The organism is Bacillus sp. FSL W8-0519 (genome assembly GCF_038005585.1).
Taxonomy (GTDB): Bacteria; Bacillota; Bacilli; order Bacillales; family Bacillaceae_G; genus Bacillus_A; species Bacillus_A paranthracis.
This window is the reverse complement of record NZ_JBBOTL010000001.1, coordinates 4,112,565-4,134,548: the sequence shown is the minus strand read 5'-3', so window position 1 is coordinate 4,134,548 and position 21,984 is coordinate 4,112,565. Positions and strand designations below refer to the sequence as shown.

Genomic DNA, 21,984 nt, shown 5'->3' with positions numbered 1-21,984 from the left:
ATAGTCTTTTACATTATAAAGGAGGAGTGGATAGAAAACAAAGGATTGTTACACATATAGTTTTGGTTTTGTTGCTATTTTTTGAACAGGCTCCTCTCGTACTTCTTTTTCTATGACTGGCTCAATCACCATTTTTTTTCTTTTTCTTTTTTTGGATGGAGGATGTGGAGTTGCTACCTCAACCTTTTCTGTTACGTCTTCAGTTTGATCTTCGGTTGGATTTTCTTCCGTACTTTTTCCAGAGGTTAGAATTTTAACAATGCTTGGTAGGTTACGCATAATGGGACCGTACTGTTCGACGACAGGGCTTACAGATTGAACGACTTGTGATACTTTTTCGATATTATTTATCATATTAGTTGGATTCGAAATTAAATTCGAAAAAAAACTACCGATGCCGCTACTTGATGTGTCTGTATTTGCTGCACCGCCGCGCGTGTCGTTTGATTCATACATTTGAGGAGGGATCATTTGCTCGGGATGTTGCTGCATGTATGGTTGATATTGCTGTTGATATTGTTGCGGGTATTGGTGTTGGTATTGTTGCTGATATTGCTGTCGATATTGAGGTGGCGGTTGCTGGTGCATCATTGGCGGTCCTTCCATTTGTCGATAAGGCGGAACCATTTGCATGAAAGCTTCGGTTGGATCGTGTTTTTTAAAGAGTTTAGCAAGAAATCCTTTCTTTTTTTGTGCCATCGGTGGTAGTTGTGGAATTGGATATGGTGTATAAGGTTGCTGCCCTGGATTCGGATACATTTGCCTCATGGGGGATTTTGGAAACATGTGAGAAATCCTCCTTTCTTCAGTTAGGTATATACACATACAATATGCAATAAGAGGGAAGAAGGTTAGTTTTTGAAGTAAAAACCTAAACTAAAGATGGATTTTACTTGTAGATTTCGATATAATGTAGACTTGACTGATTTGTGCGCGCAGTAGAAATTTAGAAAGAAGGTGTAACTTATGACACAACAAACTTTTACACAGTATGATTTTAAACCATTTTTAATAGATGCAGTTCGTGAACTACGCTTTACAGAGCCGACAGGAATTCAACAGAAAATTTTCCCGGTCGTGAAAAAAGGTGTAAGTGTAATTGGACAATCCCAAACAGGTTCTGGGAAAACACATGCATACTTACTTCCTACATTGAACAGAATTAACCCAGGTCGTGAAGAAGTACAACTTGTTATTACAGCGCCTACTCGTGAGTTAGCACAACAAATTTACGAAGAAATCGTGAAATTAACAAAGTTCTGTGCGGAAGATCAAATGATTACAGCACGTTGTTTAATTGGTGGAACTGATAAACAACGATCAATTGAAAAGTTGAAAAAACAACCTCATATTGTAGTTGGAACACCAGGACGTATTAAAGACTTAGTAGAAGAACAAGCACTGTTTGTTCATAAAGCAAATACAATTATTGTCGATGAAGCAGACTTAATGCTTGATATGGGATTCATTCATGATGTAGATAAGATTGCAGCACGCATGCCTAAAAACTTGCAAATGTTGGTTTTCTCTGCAACAATTCCTCAAAAACTAAAACCGTTTCTGAAGAAATACATGGAGAATCCAGAGCATATTCATATCAATCCAAAACAAGTTGCGGCTGGAAATATCGAGCATTATTTAGTGCCTTCTAAACATCGTAACAAAATCGATTTAGTGAAAAGAATGTTGCTACAATTTAAGCCGTATTTAGCAGTTGTTTTCACGAATACGAAGAAAATGGCAGATCAAGTTGCTGACGGATTAACGGAACGCGGCTTAAAAGTTGGACGAATTCACGGAGATTTATCACCTCGTGATCGTAAAAAAATGATGAAACAAATTCGTGACCTTGAATTCCAATATATTGTTGCAACTGATTTAGCAGCTCGTGGTATTGATATTGAAGGAATTAGTCATGTTATTAACTACGAACTTCCATCAGATTTAGATTTCTTCGTTCACCGAGTGGGAAGAACAGCACGTGCAGGCTATTCAGGTATTGCAGTGACGATTTATGATCCAGCAAACGAAGAAGCGTTAGATAGTTTAGAAAAACAACGTCATATCGAGTTTAAACATGTAGATTTACGTGGAGATGAGTGGGCGGATTTAGGTGAACGTCGTCGTCGTAAGAGCCGTAAAAAACCAAATGATGAACTTGATGTTATGGCAACGAAAGTTGTTAAAAAACCGAAAAAAGTAAAACCAAACTATAAACGTAAACTTGCAACAGAACGTGACAAAGTGAAAAGAAAATATAGCAATAAAAAAAGATAAGGGATTTCCCTTATCTTTTTTTATCCAGCTATTTGTGAGAGCCGTAATCAATATGGATAGAAAATATTGATTAAAGTTTCGCTTCATCTAGATAATGTAAATGAAGAGTATAGTCTGTTTAAATAGTCGTATAAATTTATGTAGTGCGTTTTTTGTGAACAAACAATTCACTACATATTTCTACAAATTATGCTATCATTATATCTATTGTATATTGAAGAGGTGATTGTATGTTAAAGATTGGATCTCATGTTTCTATGAGTGGTAAGAAAATGTTATTAGCAGCAAGTGAAGAGGCTGTTTCATACGGTGCAACGACGTTTATGATTTATACAGGTGCACCGCAAAATACGAGAAGAAAACCAATTGAAGAATTGAATATAGAAGCAGGAAGAAAACATATGGAACAAAACGGTATCGAAGAGATTATCGTACATGCGCCATATATTATTAATGTTGGAAATACGACGAAGCCAGAAACATTCCAATTAGGTGTAGATTTCCTTCGTATGGAAATTGAAAGAACATCAGCATTAGGTGTGGCAAAACAAATCGTTCTTCACCCAGGTGCGCACGTTGGTGCAGGGGCAGACGCTGGCATTCAACAAATTATTAAAGGACTGAATGAAGTATTAACGCCAGATCAGACGGTGAACATTGCGTTAGAAACGATGGCAGGAAAAGGAACAGAATGCGGCCGTAGCTTTGAAGAAATTGCCAAAATTATTGATGGTGTAACATATAATGAAAAACTATCGGTATGCTTTGACACGTGTCATACGCACGATGCAGGATATGACATTGTAAATGACTTTGACGGTGTATTAAACGAATTTGATAAGATTGTTGGTATCGATCGTTTACAAGTACTTCATATTAATGATAGTAAAAATGTACGCGGCGCAGGAAAGGACCGTCATGAAAATATCGGTTTCGGTCATATCGGTTATAAAGCATTGCATCATATTGTGCATCATCCGCAATTAATGCACGTACCAAAAATTCTGGAAACACCATATGTAGGTGAAGATAAAAAGGACAAGAAGCCGCCATATAAATTGGAAATCGAAATGCTGAAAAATGGTACTTTTGATGAAGGACTTCTTGAGAAAATTAAAGCGCAATAAGCAATAAGGAGGGGAATATCCCCTCCTTATTTTAGTAGTTGTTGAAATAAAGTATTTACTTGTTGGGCAGTAGCGGGCGAGGTTACTTGAGCTATTTGTTTTAAGAGCGCTAGTCGTTCGTCATTATCGTAAATGTTAATATTCTTTCCTTTCATAAGTCCAACAATTTGATCAGCTTGTGCAGTCGTAATTGGAACATCATATTCTTTACTATATTTCAATAATTCCTTTGTAGAAATATGATTTAATTTTTTATTTACAAGTTGTTTAATGAGGTTCATCGAGTTATCCTCCTTCACACGTTCTTCTATCGAAATATATGAGTACGTAGCTTGTACATATTCATATAGAGCTTCTTTTTTCATGAGAAAAAGAAGCGTATGTTATAATATAAGGACAAAACTATAGAAAAAGAGTATAAGGGAGGACTTATGGAGCAGAAGCAACATCGAAAAGAAAGTGTTATCCATCTTATGTATCGTTTAGTTATGATTATTTTTGGAGCAGCATGCGCAGCGGTAGCGATTGAATTATTTTTAATGCCAAATAAAATTATTGATGGTGGAATTATTGGTATTTCTCTTATATTAGATTATCTTACTCCTAATATTTGGTGGTTAAGTTTCTCTACTTTGGTCGTTATTCTCAATATCCCATTTATGTATTCGGGTTATAAGCAAATTGGAAAAACGTTCATGTTATCTTCGGCGTTCGGTATTGTAGCTTTAGCGTTTATTGAATCAACGTTACATGCTGTTCCGCCATTTACAACAGAGCCAATTTTAGCGACAGTGTTTGGTGGTCTTATTTTAGGGCTTGGTGTAGGGCTTGTTATTCGTCATGGTGGATCAATGGACGGAACAGAAATTATGGGTATTTTATTAACGAAAAAATTACCTTTCTCCGTAGGCGAATTTGTAATGTTTGTGAACTTATTCATTTTTGCATGGGCAGCATTTGTATTTGGTGTGGAACAAGCGATGTATTCTGTTATGACGTACTACATTGCATTCAAAACAATTGATACAGTCATTCAAGGTTTAGATGAAACGAAAGCTGTTTTAATTGTATCAGATCAATATGAGGAAGTATCAAATGCGATTTTGCATCGTCTTGGTCGTGGAACTACAAAGCTTGTAGCGAAAGGCGGTTACACGGATAAAGAAAAAGAAGTTATTTATGCAGTGGTAACACGTCTAGAAGTGACAAAGCTAAAATCAATTGTGTATGAAATTGATGCGAATGCGTTTGTTACGATTATGAGTACACAAGAGACAAATGGTGGTAAGTTTAAATCGGCTATTCACTAAAAAATTAATTATAATATCTTTTGAAAGCAGAGAATTTTTCTCTGCTTTTTGTTATAATAGTAAGGTTTCTTGAAAAAGTAGATATATTTTAGGCAGATTGGTTTACAACTATAATAAGCTGTACTATAATTCAAATAGATATAAATCGGAATCATTCTGAATTAAAATAGGTGAGATGCTATGAACAATATATTAGAAATAGAAGGATTGTCATTTCGATATGAAGATCGAAATGTGTTAGAAGATATAAATTTGCAAGTTCCGAAGGGAGCTTTTTTAGGTTTAGTTGGGCCAAATGGTTCAGGGAAATCCACTTTGCTAAAATGTTTATTAGGCGTTTTAAAGCCAAAACAGGGAAGCATTCGTTTGTTTGGTGTTGATAGTAAGAAGTTTAAAGAATGGAACAAAGTTGGTTATGTGTCGCAAAAGGCAAATAGCTTTAATTCTGGTTTTCCGGCAACTGTGTTTGAAGTTGTGTCAATGGGACTCGTTTCGAAAAAAGGGCTGTTTCGCTTTTTTACGAAAAACGATAAGAAAAAGGTAGAAAAAGCGATTGCTGATGTAGGAATGAGTGAGTTTCAAGGGCGTAATATTGGAGAACTTTCTGGTGGACAACAACAGCGCGTATTTATTGCTCGTGCGCTCGTTAGTGATCCTGAATTACTTATTTTGGACGAGCCCACTGTTGGAATTGATGTGAAGAATGTAGAAAGTTTTTATGAGATATTAGAGGATTTAAACAAAAGGCTAGGAATCACATTAATTCTCGTTACGCATGATATGGGAGCTGTTACCGAGAAAGTAACACATGTTGCATGCTTAAACAAACATTTACATTTCCATGGAAATGTAGAAAAGTTCCGAGAGTTAGAAGATGCAGAAATGTCCGTCTTATATGGACACCATGTTCATCGTTTAGAACACGAGCATGAGCATCACGGGAGGATATAATGATACAAGATTTTTTACAATATGACTTTTTACGTAACTCTTTATATGCAGGAATTTTAATAGGACTTGTTGCGCCGCTTATCGGTGTATTTGTTGTCATTCGCCGCATGTCGCTTATTGCGGATGCATTAAGCCACGTGACATTATCGGGTATTGCTGCAAGTTTACTACTAGAAAAAACAATTTTCACAGGGGGATTTTTAAATCCGTTATATATGGGGATGATTTTTTCTATTGGTGGAGCGTTACTTATTGAAAAACTACGTACTGTATATAAACATTATCAAGAATTAGCAATTCCAATTATTCTTTCAGCAGGAATGGGGATTGGCGTTATTTTTATTTCACTTGCAAATGGGTTTAACACAGATTTATTTAGTTATTTATTTGGTAGTGTAAGTGCTGTAACAAGTACGGATTTAATAATTATCGGCATTGTAGCAATTGTTGTTATCGTAACGATTACTTTATTATACAAAGAGTTATTTTTACTATCGTTTGATGAAGAATACGCTGTATCAACCGGTTTGAGTGCAAAGTGGATTCACTTTATTTTCATTATATTGGTTGCGCTTGTCATTGCAGTATCAATGCGTGTAGTAGGGGTTCTTCTCGTATCATCATTAATGACATTACCAGTTGCAGCAAGTATTCGTATTGCAAATGGATTTAAACAAACAATTTTCTTCTCCATTTTATTTGGTGAAATTGCAGTAATTGGTGGAATGTTTGCTTCGTATCAACTTGATTTAGCACCAGGTGGTACAATTGTTATGATAGCAGTTCTTATTTTAATTGGTGCGATTTTATGGAAGAAGAAAAAAACTGCATAAAGTAGGGATAGATATGAATCTAACAGAAGCTTTACGCCTAATGAAAGATAAAGGATACAAACATACTGGGAAAAGGGAAGAAATGCTCAGGTTATTTGCAGCTCACAATCGTTATTTAACAGCGAAGGACGTTTTAGAGCATATGAAGGATGATTATCCAGGTCTTAGCTTTGACACGATTTATCGTAACTTAACGGTGTTTGCTGAAATCGGTGTTTTAGAACAAACGGAATTAAACGGTGAAAAACATTTTCGTTTTACATGTTCTATTATGGAACATCATCATCATTTTATTTGTTTAGATTGCGGAGGGACGAAAGAGATTACTTCTTGCCCGATGGATTTTATGAATAAAGATTTTAATGGTTATGAAGTAACAGGTCATAAGTTTGAAATATACGGACGTTGTCCAAAATGTGCAAAGTAAAAGCTCGTTAGTTCTATAACTGACGAGCTTTTTTACGTAGAAAAGAAGGTTGCTCACAAATGTTGTGGGCAACCTTCTTTTTATTGTTCTTGTGTTTCTTTTTCTTTTTCTCGTTCAGCAGCCATTTCAGCAGCAATTACGTCGATTTCTTTTTTCAGTTCTTCTACCATTATTTCTTCTGGTACTTTACGAACGACTTGCCCTTTGCGGAATAATAGTCCTTCTCCGCGCGCGCCGGCAATACCGATATCAGCTTCACGAGCTTCCCCAGGACCATTTACGGCGCAGCCAAGTACTGCAACCTTAATTGGTACTTGTAGTGTAGAAATGTACTCTTCCACTTCGTTAGCGATGCTAATTAAATCAATTTCAATACGACCGCAAGTTGGACAAGAAATAAGTGTTGCTGCATTAGATGCAAGGCCGAATGACTTTAATAGTTCACGCGCAACTTTTACTTCTTCAACTGGGTCAGCACTTAATGAAATACGTAGTGTATTTCCGATGCCTTTACTTAAGATTGCTCCAAGACCAGCGGCACTTTTTACAGTTCCGGCAAATAACGTTCCAGATTCTGTGATACCTAAATGTAGTGGATAATCAAAAGCACGTGCAGCTTTTTCGTATGCTTCAATTGCCAAGTTAACATCAGAGGCTTTCATAGATACGATAATATCATGGAAATCTAAGTCCTCTAAAATTTTAATGTGATGCAGGGCGCTCTCAACCATACCATCTGCAGTTGGGTATCCGTACTTTTCTAAAATGTGACGCTCTAATGAACCTGCGTTTACACCGATACGGATTGGAATACCACGCTCTTTTGCTGCATTTACAACAGCTTCTACTTTATGGCGACGACCAATGTTACCTGGATTGATACGTACTTTATCAATGCCGCCTTCAATTGCTTTTAAAGCAAGACGATAATCAAAATGAATATCAGCAACAAGTGGAATGTTGATTTGTTTTTTAATATCAGCAATAGCATTTGCTGCGCGTTCGTCTGGAACAGCAACACGCACGACTTGGCAGCCAGCTTCTTCTAAACGTTTAATTTCAGCAACTGTTGCTTCAACATCATGTGTTTTTGTTGTTGTCATACTTTGTATAATTAATTCATTATTACCGCCAATTGTTAAATTACCGACTTTAACTGGACGTGTTTTTGTACGATGAGTCATTTCATTCACGAATAGATCGCTCTCCTTATAAAAGAAGTTTCTTATTTAGTCCCTTATATCAATGATAGTATACGTGATACAGGGCTATAGAAACCGAAGTGCTCGGTTTCACTTTTACTATTGTATCAGCGCCTTTATGTAATTGACAAGGATTAAGTGATTGCTTATTGATATAACGGGAATTTATAAGACTTTCCAAGTTGTATTTTTGTAGCAGGTGTATTTTTATTTAATTGTTTAAAATCATCAATTACTTTTTCGATAGAAGGAATTTTCTTCTTATTAATCGCTTCTGTAATGGAAAGAACCGTATCACCTGTTTTGACTTCAATTGTTTTATAAGTGACATCTGTTTCTTTTTCCGCTTTGTTTTCTTTCTTTTGTTTTGTATTTGTACTTTCTTGTTTTATCGTTTCGGCCGCATTTGTCTTTTTATATGAACTTAACATCGGTAAAGTGCCGATTTTTATATCGTAATAAAATATATAACCAAGAACAAGCACGAATAAGAATATACCTAATCTCTTCATATTCTTCACTCCTTTGCTAGGAATATATGCTTGTCCAAAAAAAAAATGCCTATTTAGGCATTTTTTTCGTTCGGTTTTGGAACTTCTTTAATTGTTAAGTATAGGACAATTAAAACAACTGCGATATAAATGAATGTTGAGCCAGGTACAACGATTTTGAATAAATCCATAATCATAAAGAAGATGGTTGGAATTGTGTAGCTGTAGGCAGTTAACGTCCATACTTGCTTATAAGATAATTTACGTTGACCACTCATAGCAGAACCGATAAACGCAAGTAAAGTAATTCCTAAGAAAGTAATGAACAATTGGAATAGATATACTAACACTCCGATAACAGCTAATAAAATTGGATAAATACTATCAAATACAGAAATGAAATCTTGCAAATCTTTTTTCTCAAGAGATGTCCCTAATAAATCATTGTAGGAGTATGTTTGCGTCTGGCCATTTCCTATAGAAACTACTTTATCTTTTAAAATAAATAAACCAGTTTTATTTTGATACTTTTCGATATCTGTTGTATTTGGATCAAATACGAAAAGAGCATCTCCCTCTTCTTTTTGAATAGGTTGTTCAATATCAGCTTTTAGTTCACCATTTTCGATTTTAAAATCAGGTAAATCTTTTTCAATTGCTTGATTTACCATAGTAACACTATCTTGGATAAAGCTACCGTAAAAGAATGTTCTTGGAATAGTAGTGATTAGACAAAGTAGCATAATATACAAAATGGTTTTTCCGATTTTTTGAAAACGGAATAGCGCCATATCTTTAGGCGAATATACGCTTTTGACTAATTGGGTAAATATGGACATAGATTCACTTCCTTTATATATGTATAAAATCATTGTAACGTAGGAATCTAGGGAATCTCAAGATATATTATATTTACATATAGTAGCGATAACTAAATTTCTTTTTATTAATTTTCTTCTTTTAAATGAAAAAAATACAATTGACAGTTTTCTTTTCTATATGGTAAATTTATCTTACATTTCTTAAAGGGTATATCCGATAGGAATTCCTTTATTTGATGTATTATTACATACATAATTGTGGACCCTTAGCTCAGCTGGTTAGAGCAGACGGCTCATAACCGTCCGGTCGTAGGTTCGAGTCCTACAGGGTCCATATCCATTTCACATGTTTATTATGTCAGTAGGAAGCTTCCTTGTAGAAGGGAGCTTTTTTTATGAAATATATGAGCATTTTAATTGAAAAGAAGTGGGAATTTTGCTACTTTAATGATAGCAAGACAATGTGATTTATTTGTTTGCACCCTATGGCAATTAGGGTAGAATGTAGTTGTATGTCACTTAAGTGGCAATACATAAACTGGGAGGAATATAACAATGGCAAAACACGAATTACCAAATTTACCTTATGCGTATGATGCTTTAGAGCCTCACTTTGACAAAGAAACAATGAACATCCATCATACAAAGCACCATAACACGTACATCACAAACTTAAACGCTGCTTTAGAAGGTCATGCAGAATTAGCTGACAAAAGCGTAGAAGAATTAGTTGCAAACTTAAACGAAGTACCAGAAGCAATCCGTACAGCAGTACGTAACAATGGTGGCGGACATGCTAACCACACATTCTTCTGGACAATCTTATCTCCAAACGGCGGCGGACAACCAGTAGGCGAACTTGCAACTGCAATTGAAGCGAAATTCGGTAGCTTCGATGCATTCAAAGAAGAATTCGCAAAAGCTGGCGCAACTCGCTTCGGTTCTGGTTGGGCTTGGTTAGTAGTAAATAATGGTGAGTTAGAAGTAACAAGCACGCCAAACCAAGATTCTCCTCTAACTGAAGGTAAAACTCCAGTTATCGGTTTAGATGTTTGGGAACATGCTTACTACTTAAATTATCAAAACCGTCGTCCAGACTACATCGGTGCATTCTGGAACGTTGTAGATTGGAACGCTGCTGAAAAACGTTACCAAGAAGCAAAATAATTGTAATAACGATAGAAAAAGCTAGGAGAATGCTCCTAGCTTTTTTCTATGCTTTCCTTTTACATAATTGAGCTTGTCTTTGGAAGACTAGAACATGAAGTAAAGGAGAGTTGTGTATGAAGTGGAAACATATAATTGGTGACGTTGAAGTGAATCGGGATTTAGTGTTATTACTCCTTATTGGAGGTTTATACACGCTCGCAATTTCTTTATCGAATACGTTTGTTAACATTTATTTATGGAAACAAACACAAAATTATGTGAATCTCGGCTTGTATAATTTGGCCAGCGTTGTATTGCAGCCCCTCACATTTCTTATAGGTGGGAAATTAGCGAAGCGTATTGATCGCTCGATCTTGTTACGAATAGGCGTAGGCACGTTAGCGATTTTTTTTATCGTTGTTTTAGTAGCGGGGAAAAGCGCTTCTCACTATATTTTATTAATGGGGGCTCTTTTAGGAGTCGGATATGGTTTTTACTGGCTCGCGTTTAACTTATTAACATTTGAGATTACAGAACCAGAAACAAGAGATTTCTTTAATGGGTTTCTTGGGCTTCTTACATCCTTCTCTGGCATGATTGGACCGATAGCAGCTGGATACACAATTTCACGTATGGAGAAGTGGAGTGGTTATACGGTCATATTCTTTCTCTCGTTATTGTTATTTGCAATTGCTGTCGTTTTAAGCTTTTTTGTATCTAAGAGAGAATGTGAAGGTCGTTATGAGGTTACACAAGTTTTGAAAGAGCGACGGATTGATAAAAATTGGGGGAGAATTACACGCGCTCATTTTTTCCAAGGATTGAGAGAGGGGACATTCATTTTTGTTATTTCAGTATATGTGTACTTAGCAACCGATAGTGAGCTTGCATTAGGGAAATATAGCTTAGTAAATTCTGCTGTATCATTTGTATGTTACTATTTAGTCGCCCGTATGTTAAAGAAAGAGTGGCGAAAAAAAGCAATTTTACTTGGAGGCATTATTTTATATGCTGTTGTATTTTTAGTTATATTCAATGTTACATACACAAAATTACTTATTTATGCAGCATGCATTGCGATTGCATACCCTATTTTACTCGTTCCATATGGATCGATGACATATGATGTAATTGGTAGAGCGAAAAATGCGAGAGAGTGGCGTGTAGAGTATGTTGTTGTCCGAGAATTATGGTTAAATGCCGGGAGAATTTGTTCAGTTTTAAGTTTTTTATGTGCTGTATTATTCTTTCCGCCTGAAAAGAGTTTACCTGTCTTACTATGTATTTTAGGTGCTGGACATTTTCTTATTTATTTTGCAGTTAAAAATGTCAAATATGATGAAGGAAATGCAGGGAACACAAGTGTCGTAGCGCAAGGAACCACGCAGAATCAAACAGAACCAGAAGGTTAACTTATCGTTTGTTTTATGCTAGAATAGAAAAAGATGTAAGACAGCAGTGAGGACACCTGTATGAAGGTGTCCCTTTCAAATTACATAGCTGTTGGTAGAGGGGGTTTGTATGGGCAAGAAGCAGAAACAACAAAAGAAAAAGACTCACGTGCCTTTTCGGTTAAACGTGCTGTTTTTCTGCGTGTTTTTAATGTTCTCCGCGGTTATTGTAAGGCTTGGTTATGTACAAATTGTTCGCGGTGAGGAATATAAGAATGAAGTGGAGAGGAAAGAAAACTCGACGATAAGTAATCCTGTACCACGTGGGAAAATATTTGACCGTTATGGGCGAGCTGTAGTAGATAATGCAGCTGTACGTACGATTACATTTACAAAAATGAAAGGATCAACTGCAGAGGCTCGCTTAGAAACAGCGAAAAGATTAGCAGATTTGATTGAAGTACCGACAGATAAATTAACAGATCGCGATAAAAAAGATTATTGGCTTGCTATTCATAAAGAAGAAGCGCAAGAAAAAATTACGAAAAAAGATCGTCAAGAGTTTAAAGATAAAAAAATTGACGATAAAGAATTAGATGAGCGTCAACGAAATCGCGTGACAGAAGAAGAAGTGAATCAATTATCCGCAAAAGATTTAGAAGTGCTAGCGATTAAAAGCAAAATGGACGGCGGATATGCGATGACGCCACAAGTCATTAAAAAGGATGCTACAGAACAAGAATATGCGATTATTAGTGAAAATCTAGCAACATTACCAGGTGTAGATACGAATGTTGATTGGGATCGAAAGTATATTTATGATGATTTATTCCGAAGTGTACTTGGCGGCGTGTCAACGTCTGATGAAGGTTTACCTAGAGAAAGACTAGATTACTATCTTGTTCGTGATTATAATCGAAATGACCGCGTAGGGAAAAGTTATCTTGAGCAGCAATATGAAGATAGTTTGCACGGTAATAAAGCGGAAGTGAGAAATATTACGGATAAAAACGGTAATATTTTAGAAACGATTAATGTATCAAAAGGGCAAAGTGGTAACAATCTGAATTTAACAATTGATATGGAATTACAAAAGCGTGTAGAAGAAATTATCACGAAAAATTTATTGAGATATAAAGGGGGACAACCTCTTTTAGATCGCGCATTCGTTGTAATGATGAATCCAAAAAATGGTGAAGTTTTATCTATGGCAGGGAAACAGTTAGTGGAAGAAAATGGCGAAACGAAAGTGCAAGATTTCGCATTAGGAACGATGACAAGTTCTTATCCGATGGGATCAACTGTAAAAGGTGCGACAGTACTTACAGGATATCAAACAAAAGCGATTCAACCGGGTTCCTACCAACTGGATGAACCAATCGTATTGAAAGGAACGCCGAAAAAATCTTCTTGGAAGACGATGGGATCTATTAATGATCTGACAGCATTAAAAATGTCTTCTAACGTATATATGTTTAAAACAGCGATGAATATCGCAGGTGTTCAATATGTGAGAGGTGGTACGTTAGATGTACCAAAAAAAGCATTTGATACGATGCGCTATTATTTCGGACAGTTTGGACTTGGTGTAAAAACAGGTATCGATTTACCAAACGAATCTGCGGGTCAAATAGGTAGAGGAAATCAGCCTGGTTTCTTATTAGATTTATCAATTGGACAGTATGACACATATACACCACTTCAATTAGCACAGTATGTTTCAACAATTGCAAATGGTGGTTACCGTATGCAACCGCAAGTTGTAAAAGAAATTCGTCAACCGGAAGCGAAACAAGGCGAAGTTGGAAAAGTCGTTCACTCAATGGAACCAAAAGTACTAAACCGTATTGATATGCCTGAATCACAAATTAAACGTGTTCAGGAAGGATTTAGACAAGTATTTAATGAGTCTGGTGGTACAGCTGCGAAATACTTTACAGGCGCATCATATAAAGCTGCTGGTAAAACAGGTACAGCTCAAACTGTGTATGGCGGAGATAAAGAGATTGGTAGAAAAGCAAACGGTGAGCGTAAAGAAACATATAACTTAACATTAGTAGGTTATGCGCCACTTGAAGACCCTGAAGTAGCATTTTCTGTTGTTGTACCTTGGGTAGATGATAAATCAGGTATTAACGGATATATTAGTCGTGACATTATGGACGCGTACTTTGATTTGAAAAAGGTAGAAAATGGCGAAGCTACACAAGAGGAAATAGATAAGAAAAATAAAAAGCAAGATGATGAATAAAAAAGTTGTAAAAAAAGCACACTATCTGAAAAGATAGTGTGCTTTTTTTTTTGATTCATGCATACGTTTTAATAAAGTGGACAAGCAGATCATATCGGAATTTTAAGGGACCTTGCAAATAATACGTATGCATTCACTATGGAAGTTATGGACCAATCCTCAGTGAAGATGAACAGTGCTACGGATTAATAATTTACCTAATGTTGATTCTTGTGGAACTTTACAAAACTTTTACAAACAATTAAAACCGAATTAATAGTTTAGCAGTATTCTTATATCTGTAATCCTGTTATTTCCGGTTACTTCTAGGAGGAAGAACACGTGAAATGGATAAGTGCATCAATTAAAGTTTTCATACTGTCGACATGTTTCTTTTATGTTGGCACGTCTACTGCATTTGCTGTGAATGAAATGGGAGAAGTGAGAGTTGATGGATCCTCAACGGTTTTTCCTATTATAGAAGCAGTAGCGGAGGAATATACAAAGGTGCATCCAAACGTGAAAATTTCCATCAGTGTTTCTGGGACAGGAGGAGGATTTAATCGTTTCAGTAAAGGAGAAGTAGATATAAATAATGCTTCGAGAGTAATGAAACAAGTGGAAGAAAATGAAATGAAGAAAAACTCCATTCAGTTTACACCGTTTGAAGTCGCTTATGACGGCCTTACGATCGTTGTGAACCGTCAAAATACTTGGGTAGATAATATGACGGTAGACGAGTTACGTCTATTATGGAGTGAAGATGAAAGTGAAAAGCGATGGTCACAAATTCATTCATCATGGCCACGTGAACAGGTAAAGTTTTATGCGCCAGGTGTAGACTCTGGTACGTATGATTATTTTCAAAATGTCATCTTACAAAAAAGTCGCATTGTAAAAAAAGTCTCTTTGTCTGAAGATGATCAAGTTATTATGCAAGGGGTAATGAATGATAAAAATGCCATTGGTTTTGTAGGATATGCTTATTATATGGCCAATCGAGATAAGGTGAGAGCAATAAAAGTGAATGGTGTACTTCCGACGAAAGATACCATCCAATCAGGTGAGTATAAGCCGTTATCTAGGTCGCTATTTGCTTATGTGAATCATGCATCTATCCGAAATAAAATGAATGTAGCAAATTATATTGAGTTTATGATTCAGCATGTTGGTAATCTTGCTGAAGAGGTTGGATATGTAAAATTACCAAAAGAAAAATACAATGAACAGCTGCGGATGTTAACAGAAATAAAAAGGTAATGTCAGGGTGGAAAGGGGTTTTCATCTTTGGCTTATAATGACAAAAGTCAAATTACATTTTCTGTACAACATTTGATTGAAAGAAATACAAAACATAGAAAAAAAACGCAGCGAATCAATCGAATCGTTCCATTATTACTAAAAATAATTGCTAGCGTGTCTATTGCGACGACACTTGGAATTATTTTTACGCTTTCTAATGAAACAATAATGTTTTTTAAAAAAATATCATTGCTCTCCTTTTTGACAGAGAAAGAATGGTTACCTTTTTTTGAAAATCCTAAATTCGGTATATTACCACTTATATGTGGAACGGTACTTGTAACAGCAATCGCTATGTGCGTAGCAGTTCCTATCGGTTTAGCGTGTGCCGTATTTTTAAGTGAATATGCTTCAAACAGTGTAAGAAAAGTATTAAAACCGATGTTAGAACTATTAGCAGGTATCCCGACAATTGTATATGGCTTTTTTGCATTAACAGTTGTTACACCGCTTTTACAACGGATTATACCTGATTTACAGTTTTTTAATGCGATTAGTCCAGGTATTGTTATTGGCTTTATGATGATACCTACAATTGCATCTCTGTCTGAAGATGCAATGAGAGCTGTAGCAAAAGGAACGAAAGAAGCTTCGTTGGCACTTGGAGCAACTCGGTTTGAGATGGTAAAACAAGTCGTGTTTCCTTTAGCTTTCGCAGGGATTATGGCAGCGATTATATTAGCTGCTTCAAGAGCAATCGGTGAAACGATGATCGTTGTAATTGCAGCAGGGTCCACACCGAACGTATCTCTCGATCCGACACACTCTATTCAAACGTTAACAGCTTATATTGTGCAAGTGAGTTTAGGTGATGCTCCGCATGGAACAATTACTTATTACAGCATGTACGCTGTAGGCGCAACGTTATTCTTGTTTACTTTTATAATGAACATCATTTCGCAGTTTATTATGCGCCGCTTTAGGAGGGTCACATAATATGCGCATGTTGAATCATAAAAAAATACAAGAAAATATGGCATCACGTTTTTTTAAAGATCGAATTTACAAATTGTTATTTTATATGGCAATTTTGTTTTCAATAGTAATCCTGCTTATTTTGCTTTTTCAAATTTTTGAAAAAGGTGTCAGTTACCTTTCGTTAGATTTCTTTACAAACTTCGCTTCGCGTAATCCGAAAGAAGCTGGGATTGCTGCAGCTTTGTCAGGAACAATATTATTTATGAGTATTGTTATACCACTCTCCTTTATATTTGGGGTCGGAACTGCTCTTTATTTAGAGCAATATGCGAAGGAATCTATATTTAAAAAGGTAATAGAAATTAATAATCAAACGTTAGCGGGAGTACCTTCCGTCGTATTTGGATTACTCGGCTTAACCATTTTTGTATACGCTCTTCACTTAGGTGAGAGTATTATTGCAGCGGCACTGACGATGAGCTTACTCGTCTTACCGACAGTTGTTGTAGCGAGTCAAGAAGCGATACGATCTGTACCGAGGTCATTATTAGAAGCTTCTTACGGGTTAGGTGCTACGAAGTGGCAAACGATGTATCAAGTTGTATTGCCATATGCGTTCCCAGGAATTATAACAGGTTGTACGTTAGCGATATCAAGAGCGATTGGAGAAGCGGCACCGTTATTAGTTATCGGGGCACTTGCATTTGCAAATTATGTTCCGTTTAGTATGTTTGATAGATTTACAGTTTTACCAATTCAAATTTTTAATTGGATGAGTAGACCACAGGAAGAATTTCAGTATGTAGCAGCTGCTGGGATGATTGTTTTGTTAGGTTTGTTGCTCTTGATCAATATAGTTGTCCTATGGTTACGAAATCGAAAATAAGTTGGAAATGGATGAAAGGGGAATTCAAATGGTAGCAACAGTAGTAAATGTACAGGTGAAAAACGAGGAGAAAATCGAGACTGCGCCAAAGAAAGTAGTATTTGATACGAAAAACTTAAATTTATGGTATGGAGAAGACCATGCTTTAAAAGATATTAACTTAAGTATTCATGAGAATGAAGTTACAGCAATTATCGGGCCAAGTGGTTGTGGTAAATCAACGTACTTAAAAACATTAAATCGTATGGTAGAGTTAGTACCAATCGTGCGAACTACAGGCGTAATTGAATATAGAGAGCGCAATATATTTGATAAATCATATCCAGTTGAAGAATTACGAACACATGTAGGAATGGTGTTCCAAAAACCAAATCCATTTCCAAAATCTATTTATGAAAATGTAGCATATGGCCCGAAAATTCATGGGATTAGCGACAAGAAAACGTTAGATGAAATTGTTGAAAAAAGTTTACGTGGAGCAGCAATTTGGGATGAGTTAAAAGATCGTTTGCATGATAATGCATACGGTTTATCTGGTGGACAGCAACAGCGTCTATGTATTGCACGTTGTTTAGCGATTGAACCAGACGTTATTTTAATGGATGAGCCAACATCAGCACTAGATCCAATTTCAACATTAAAAGTAGAAGAATTAATTCAAGAGTTAAAGAAAGATTTTAGTATCGTTATCGTAACGCATAACATGCAACAAGCTGCGCGTATTTCAGATAAAACTGCTTTCTTCTTAAGTGGAGAAGTTGTGGAGTATACAGATACAAATAAATTATTTACGACACCTTCAGATAAGCGTACAGAAGATTATATTACAGGCCGATTCGGTTGATGTCGCTAGCAAGGCTAAGAGCAAATACCCTCTTAACAGAGGGTATTTCTTATTTTTACCTTATTTAAGATAGGAGAAGTAATACTTCTCCTATCTTAAGGTTTATTATAAGTAGGCTAGGTAGGAGAGTTATATATAGTGGCACATAATATTGAGGGGGAAGAAACAATGGTACGAGAACAATTTCAATGTGATTTAAAAACGTTACAGCAAAAGGTGATTGAGCTTGGTGAACTAGCGAGAGAAGCTTTATTGCTTGCTATGGAAGGGCTCCATAAAAAGGATGTAGAGAAAGCGTTAGAGGTAATAGATGGTGATTATCGTATGGATAATTTAGAAGAGGAAATAAATGATCTTGCGCTTATGCTCATTACGAAGCAGCAACCTGTAGCGAGTGATTTAAGAAGGATTTTCATTTCAATTAAAACAGCGACAGATTTAGAACGGATTGCAGATCATGCTGTTAATATTGCGAAATCAACCATTCGTCTCGGGGAAAAAGACGTGTCTGTTAGTTTGCACAATCTTGATGAGATGTTTGCGATTGCAAATAAGATGTTACAGTTAGCGCTAGATGCATATGAGCAAGAAAATTTAACTTTTGCGAAGCAAATTGCCGAAATGGATGATTCTGTTGATGAAATATATGGGAAAGCGATTCGTGAATTTATATCTTCAGTTCCAGAACAACCAGAAGCAATTACACAAATTACACAATTATCCTTTGTAGCGAGATATATCGAACGTGTAGCAGACCATATTACAAATATTGCTGAAAATGTTTTTTATTTAGTAAAGGGAAAGCATTACTTATTAAATGAATAAAGAAAAAAGCAGGTGAAACATCACCTGCTTTTTTTAGTCAAAACATGACAAAAAAAGCTCGTTGTTTCCTTTAGTTTATGATGATAAGATGTATCATAATATAATGGAAAAAATAGGGCGTATATGTTATTCGCTTATTAAGTAATATTTTAAAAGTTAATAGTAAGCGCTTTCTTCAGTTGTTGAAAGGTGAATGTATATAAGGGGAACTTTACTGCCTGTCGGCCCGATTGGTCAAGGCTAATAATCAGTAGGGGATGAAGAAAACCTCCACTGATTAAAGTTTCACTTTATTTTATACTGCTAGTTAATGCTGGGTAGATAATATACATATCGTATATGAAGTTACTGAACATTATATAAGTGGAGGCTGAAGTATATGAAGGGGGTTATTTTAGCTGGAGGAAAAGGACGACGCCTTAGACCATTAACATGTAATACTCCAAAGCCGATGTTGCCATTATTAGAAAAGCCAGTTTTAGAATACAACATTGAATTATTGCGTCAGCATGGTATACGTGAGATTGCAATTACTGTTCAGTATATGAGTACAGCTATTAAGCAATATTTTGGTGACGGTAGCAAATGGGGCGTTAACTTGTACTACTTTGAAGACTCTCCACCGCTTGGAACTGCAGGGAGTATTAAACAAGCGGAAAAATTTTTGGATGAACCGTTTGTTGTCATAAGTGGGGATGCGTTAACTGATTTTCAATTATCAGAAGGAATTACGTTTCATAAACAAAAGAAAAGAATGGTAACTATGTTTGTAAAGGAAGTAGAAAATCCACTCTCATTTGGTTTAGTTGTAATGAACAAAGAACAAGAGGTTACACGATACATAGAAAAACCGAGTTGGAATGAAGTAGTCTCTAATATTGTGAATACAGGTATATATATTATGGAGCCAGAAATTTTTTCTTACATACCGCCCCGAGAATTTTTTGATTTTAGTCAAGATGTGTTTCCGTTATTGGCAAATAAGAACGCATTATTTGCATATTTGTCAGAAGGTTACTGGTTAGATATCGGTACATTTGATCAATATCGACAAGCACAATTTGATTTGTTAACGAAAAAATTGCAAGTACCTATCCCATATACGGAAGTATTACCGATGGTATGGATGGGAGAAGGGGTAACGATTGGAAAAGGAACGAAAATTCACGGTCCTTCTTTTATTGGTGAAGGAGCAAGAATTGGTGCTGGATCTGTAATTGAGCCATACTCTATTATCGGGAAAAATAGTGTTGTTTCAAGTTATTCTCATCTTCAAAAGAGTATTATTTTTGCAAATGCGCACATTGGGAAATATTGTGAGTTACTAGAAACGACAATAGGAGAACATACAATGGTGGAAGATGATGTTACATTGTTTCAAAAAAGCATTGTAGCGGACCATTGTCATATAGGGAAAAGTACGGTAATTAAGCAAAAGGGAAAACTATGGCCATATAAGGCGATTGATAGTCATTCGGTAGTAGGATCGGCTGGTGTTCAAGAAAGTGAGAAGAGTGCAGGATGGTTGCAAAAAAGCCGCATTGTAGGAAGAGGTAATGTGGAGATTACACCTCAATTTATTGTAAAGGTTGCGATGGCGTACGGATCTCTTTTTACAAAAGGGGAAAGTATATTAATCGGGAGTCAAGAACATATAGAAACGACTTCTTATAAAAATCTTTTTCTTCATGCAATTCATGGTATTGGGATTCATACGATGGAATGCAAAGAAATGAACGAATCACTTTTTCAGTACAGCATTCAAGATTTGCAATGTGCGGGCGGGGTTTTCATTCAAGCGGAAAAAGAAAAAGAGATTGTTATAAAGTTGTATGGTAAGGATGGGGCACAGTTAACGTATAAGCAGCAAAAAGCGATAGAACAAGTGTATATGTCTGAGTCGTTTTATTACGTATGTGAGAAGGAAATGGGGCGGAATAAGCTAGTACACGTTTCTTTACATAATTATATAGAGGCTGTATTAGAGCGTATTGATATTGAGAAAATAAAAAAACAGAAGTTCCATCTTCTTATTAATAAGAGAAATGATATGTTACAACATTTGCTTATGCTCTTTTTGCAAAGACTCGGATGCACAGTTACGTGGATTTATGCGGGCGAACAAAAGGATCATGTGAAAGCTTTAATGAAATCAAGTAAAGCAAATATGGCGCTTATGTTTTCAGAGCAAGGAAATTATTTCGAGTTATATGATAATCATAGTAATATTTACCAAGGGACGGATTTTGAAGAGATTGATATTCCAGATTTATTACTGGAATCGGCAGGAAATATTTACCCAATGTCTTTGAAATTAGGAGAATGTTATCTTCTATTTTATACGCAGGATGAAAAAAAATCGTTTCAAGCGAGATGGAAGCGAGATATTTTATATCGAATTGGAAAATTATTCGAGTTAATAGCATTGCAGGGAAAAACCTTTCTCAGCATAGTAGAGCAATCCCCGCCGCTTTATTTACTTTGTGATGAAGTTGTATGTTCGTGGAATGAAAAAGGGAAGGTGATGAGGAAATTATTGGCTGATATCGAAAGGAAGGAAGAAGGCATATTTGAAGGAGTACAGTTCAAATATACCGAAAAAGAGTGGTCTTATATCGTTTCTGACACAAAACAACCGAAATTTTTAGTGTATTCACATGCTAGAAACCCAGTAATAGCAAGGGAAAACATGAAAAATCTTATAGAAAAAATTAGACAATATCAAAAGGTGTAGAATTTTTATTTTAAAAGTGGTATTATAGTATAGTCTGATTTAAGTTATTAGTACTGGAGGGAAATAAGAATGCGTGTGAATATTACTCTAGCATGTACAGAATGCGGAGATCGTAACTATATCTCAAAGAAAAACAAACGTAACAACGCTGAGCGTATCGAGCTTAAAAAGTATTGCAAGCGTGACAAGAAGTCTACGTTACACCGTGAAACAAAGTAAGCAGTAGGAATATTTTCCTACTGTTTCTTTTTTTATTCGATTCCTCT

At 35.9% G+C, this 21,984-nt stretch carries 21 protein-coding genes and 1 tRNA gene; 17 read left to right on the top strand and 5 right to left on the bottom strand.

Annotated elements, in window-relative coordinates; translation table 11 throughout:
- Window positions 1-48 precede the first annotated feature (48 nt).
- A complete protein-coding gene (gene vrrA, locus NST14_RS21735) occupies window positions 49-786 on the bottom strand; it encodes a VrrA/YqfQ family protein (RefSeq protein WP_000484140.1) in 738 nt (245 codons plus the stop codon).
- A gap of 180 nt (window positions 787-966) precedes the next feature.
- On the opposite strand from vrrA, the gene NST14_RS21730 reads away from it, so the two are divergent.
- Window positions 967-2,277, top strand: a complete 1,311-nt coding sequence (locus NST14_RS21730; protein ID WP_000194027.1) for a DEAD/DEAH box helicase — start codon at window positions 967-969, stop codon at window positions 2,275-2,277.
- Between the two features lie 230 nt (window positions 2,278-2,507).
- Window positions 2,508-3,404 (top strand): deoxyribonuclease IV, encoded by an 897-nt coding sequence (locus NST14_RS21725; protein ID WP_000912469.1) that lies wholly within the window; start codon window positions 2,508-2,510, stop codon window positions 3,402-3,404.
- 26 nt (window positions 3,405-3,430) lie between these two features.
- Here the strand turns inward: NST14_RS21725 and NST14_RS21720 are convergent, their stop codons facing one another.
- Window positions 3,431-3,685 (bottom strand): DUF2624 domain-containing protein, encoded by a 255-nt coding sequence (locus NST14_RS21720; protein ID WP_001048963.1) that lies wholly within the window; start codon window positions 3,683-3,685, stop codon window positions 3,431-3,433.
- Between the two features lie 150 nt (window positions 3,686-3,835).
- Between NST14_RS21720 and NST14_RS21715 the strand changes: the two genes are divergently transcribed.
- From NST14_RS21715 to NST14_RS21700, 4 genes are all read left to right on the top strand, one after another.
- Entirely contained in the window at window positions 3,836-4,714 is an 879-nt protein-coding gene (locus NST14_RS21715) for a YitT family protein (RefSeq protein WP_000435966.1), read from the top strand.
- Between the two features lie 180 nt (window positions 4,715-4,894).
- Window positions 4,895-5,665, top strand: coding sequence for a metal ABC transporter ATP-binding protein (locus NST14_RS21710; protein WP_001059652.1), 771 nt, complete (start codon window positions 4,895-4,897; stop codon window positions 5,663-5,665).
- Window positions 5,665-6,498 (top strand): metal ABC transporter permease, encoded by an 834-nt coding sequence (locus NST14_RS21705; protein WP_000613823.1) that lies wholly within the window; start codon window positions 5,665-5,667, stop codon window positions 6,496-6,498. Before NST14_RS21710 ends, NST14_RS21705 begins: the two co-directional genes overlap by 1 nt.
- A 13-nt stretch (window positions 6,499-6,511) precedes the next feature.
- Window positions 6,512-6,925: a Fur family transcriptional regulator gene (locus tag NST14_RS21700; RefSeq protein WP_001054512.1), complete on the top strand. Its 414-nt coding sequence runs from the start codon at window positions 6,512-6,514 to the stop codon at window positions 6,923-6,925.
- A gap of 80 nt (window positions 6,926-7,005) precedes the next feature.
- Here the strand turns inward: NST14_RS21700 and ispG are convergent, their stop codons facing one another.
- The 3 genes from ispG to NST14_RS21685 form a co-directional block, all read right to left on the bottom strand.
- Window positions 7,006-8,109 carry a flavodoxin-dependent (E)-4-hydroxy-3-methylbut-2-enyl-diphosphate synthase gene (gene ispG / locus NST14_RS21695; protein WP_011040674.1) on the bottom strand — a complete coding sequence of 368 codons (1,104 nt, stop codon included), beginning with the start codon at window positions 8,107-8,109 and terminating at the stop codon, window positions 7,006-7,008.
- Between the two features lie 164 nt (window positions 8,110-8,273).
- Window positions 8,274-8,639, bottom strand: coding sequence for a hypothetical protein (locus NST14_RS21690; RefSeq protein WP_000825406.1), 366 nt, complete (start codon window positions 8,637-8,639; stop codon window positions 8,274-8,276).
- A gap of 53 nt (window positions 8,640-8,692) precedes the next feature.
- A complete protein-coding gene (locus NST14_RS21685) occupies window positions 8,693-9,457 on the bottom strand; it encodes a DUF1189 domain-containing protein (protein WP_000021910.1) in 765 nt (254 codons plus the stop codon).
- A gap of 242 nt (window positions 9,458-9,699) precedes the next feature.
- Between NST14_RS21685 and NST14_RS21680 the strand changes: the two genes are divergently transcribed.
- The 11 genes from NST14_RS21680 (at window position 9,700) to rpmG (ending at window position 21,937) form a co-directional block, all read left to right on the top strand.
- Window positions 9,700-9,773: transfer RNA gene (locus NST14_RS21680), tRNA-Ile, on the top strand.
- A gap of 221 nt (window positions 9,774-9,994) precedes the next feature.
- Complete coding sequence (sodA, locus tag NST14_RS21675; protein WP_001052031.1) at window positions 9,995-10,606, top strand: superoxide dismutase [Mn]; 612 nt, start codon at window positions 9,995-9,997, stop codon at window positions 10,604-10,606.
- Between the two features lie 116 nt (window positions 10,607-10,722).
- Window positions 10,723-12,000, top strand: a complete 1,278-nt coding sequence (locus tag NST14_RS21670; RefSeq protein WP_000871368.1) for an MFS transporter — start codon at window positions 10,723-10,725, stop codon at window positions 11,998-12,000.
- 109 nt (window positions 12,001-12,109) lie between these two features.
- Entirely contained in the window at window positions 12,110-14,230 is a 2,121-nt protein-coding gene (locus NST14_RS21665) for a peptidoglycan D,D-transpeptidase FtsI family protein (protein WP_000516826.1), read from the top strand.
- A gap of 321 nt (window positions 14,231-14,551) precedes the next feature.
- The gene (gene phoX, locus NST14_RS21660) at window positions 14,552-15,469 is read left to right on the top strand and encodes a phosphate ABC transporter substrate-binding protein PhoX (RefSeq protein WP_000871259.1); all 918 of its coding nucleotides are present in this window, start codon (window positions 14,552-14,554) and stop codon (window positions 15,467-15,469) included.
- A 27-nt stretch (window positions 15,470-15,496) separates the two neighbouring features.
- Window positions 15,497-16,447, top strand: a complete 951-nt coding sequence (pstC, locus tag NST14_RS21655) for a phosphate ABC transporter permease subunit PstC (protein ID WP_061535604.1) — start codon at window positions 15,497-15,499, stop codon at window positions 16,445-16,447.
- Between the two features lies 1 nt (window position 16,448).
- Complete coding sequence (gene pstA, locus NST14_RS21650; RefSeq protein ID WP_001242539.1) at window positions 16,449-17,315, top strand: phosphate ABC transporter permease PstA; 867 nt, start codon at window positions 16,449-16,451, stop codon at window positions 17,313-17,315.
- 28 nt (window positions 17,316-17,343) lie between these two features.
- The gene (gene pstB, locus NST14_RS21645) at window positions 17,344-18,159 is read left to right on the top strand and encodes a phosphate ABC transporter ATP-binding protein (RefSeq protein ID WP_000226683.1); all 816 of its coding nucleotides are present in this window, start codon (window positions 17,344-17,346) and stop codon (window positions 18,157-18,159) included.
- Window positions 18,160-18,327: 168 nt separating this feature from the next.
- Window positions 18,328-18,984 carry a phosphate signaling complex protein PhoU gene (gene phoU / locus NST14_RS21640; protein ID WP_000251231.1) on the top strand — a complete coding sequence of 219 codons (657 nt, stop codon included), beginning with the start codon at window positions 18,328-18,330 and terminating at the stop codon, window positions 18,982-18,984.
- A gap of 379 nt (window positions 18,985-19,363) precedes the next feature.
- Window positions 19,364-21,718: a sugar phosphate nucleotidyltransferase gene (locus NST14_RS21635; protein WP_000679296.1), complete on the top strand. Its 2,355-nt coding sequence runs from the start codon at window positions 19,364-19,366 to the stop codon at window positions 21,716-21,718.
- Between the two features lie 69 nt (window positions 21,719-21,787).
- Entirely contained in the window at window positions 21,788-21,937 is a 150-nt protein-coding gene (gene rpmG / locus NST14_RS21630) for a 50S ribosomal protein L33 (RefSeq protein ID WP_001265616.1), read from the top strand.
- Window positions 21,938-21,984: the final 47 nt, after the last annotated feature.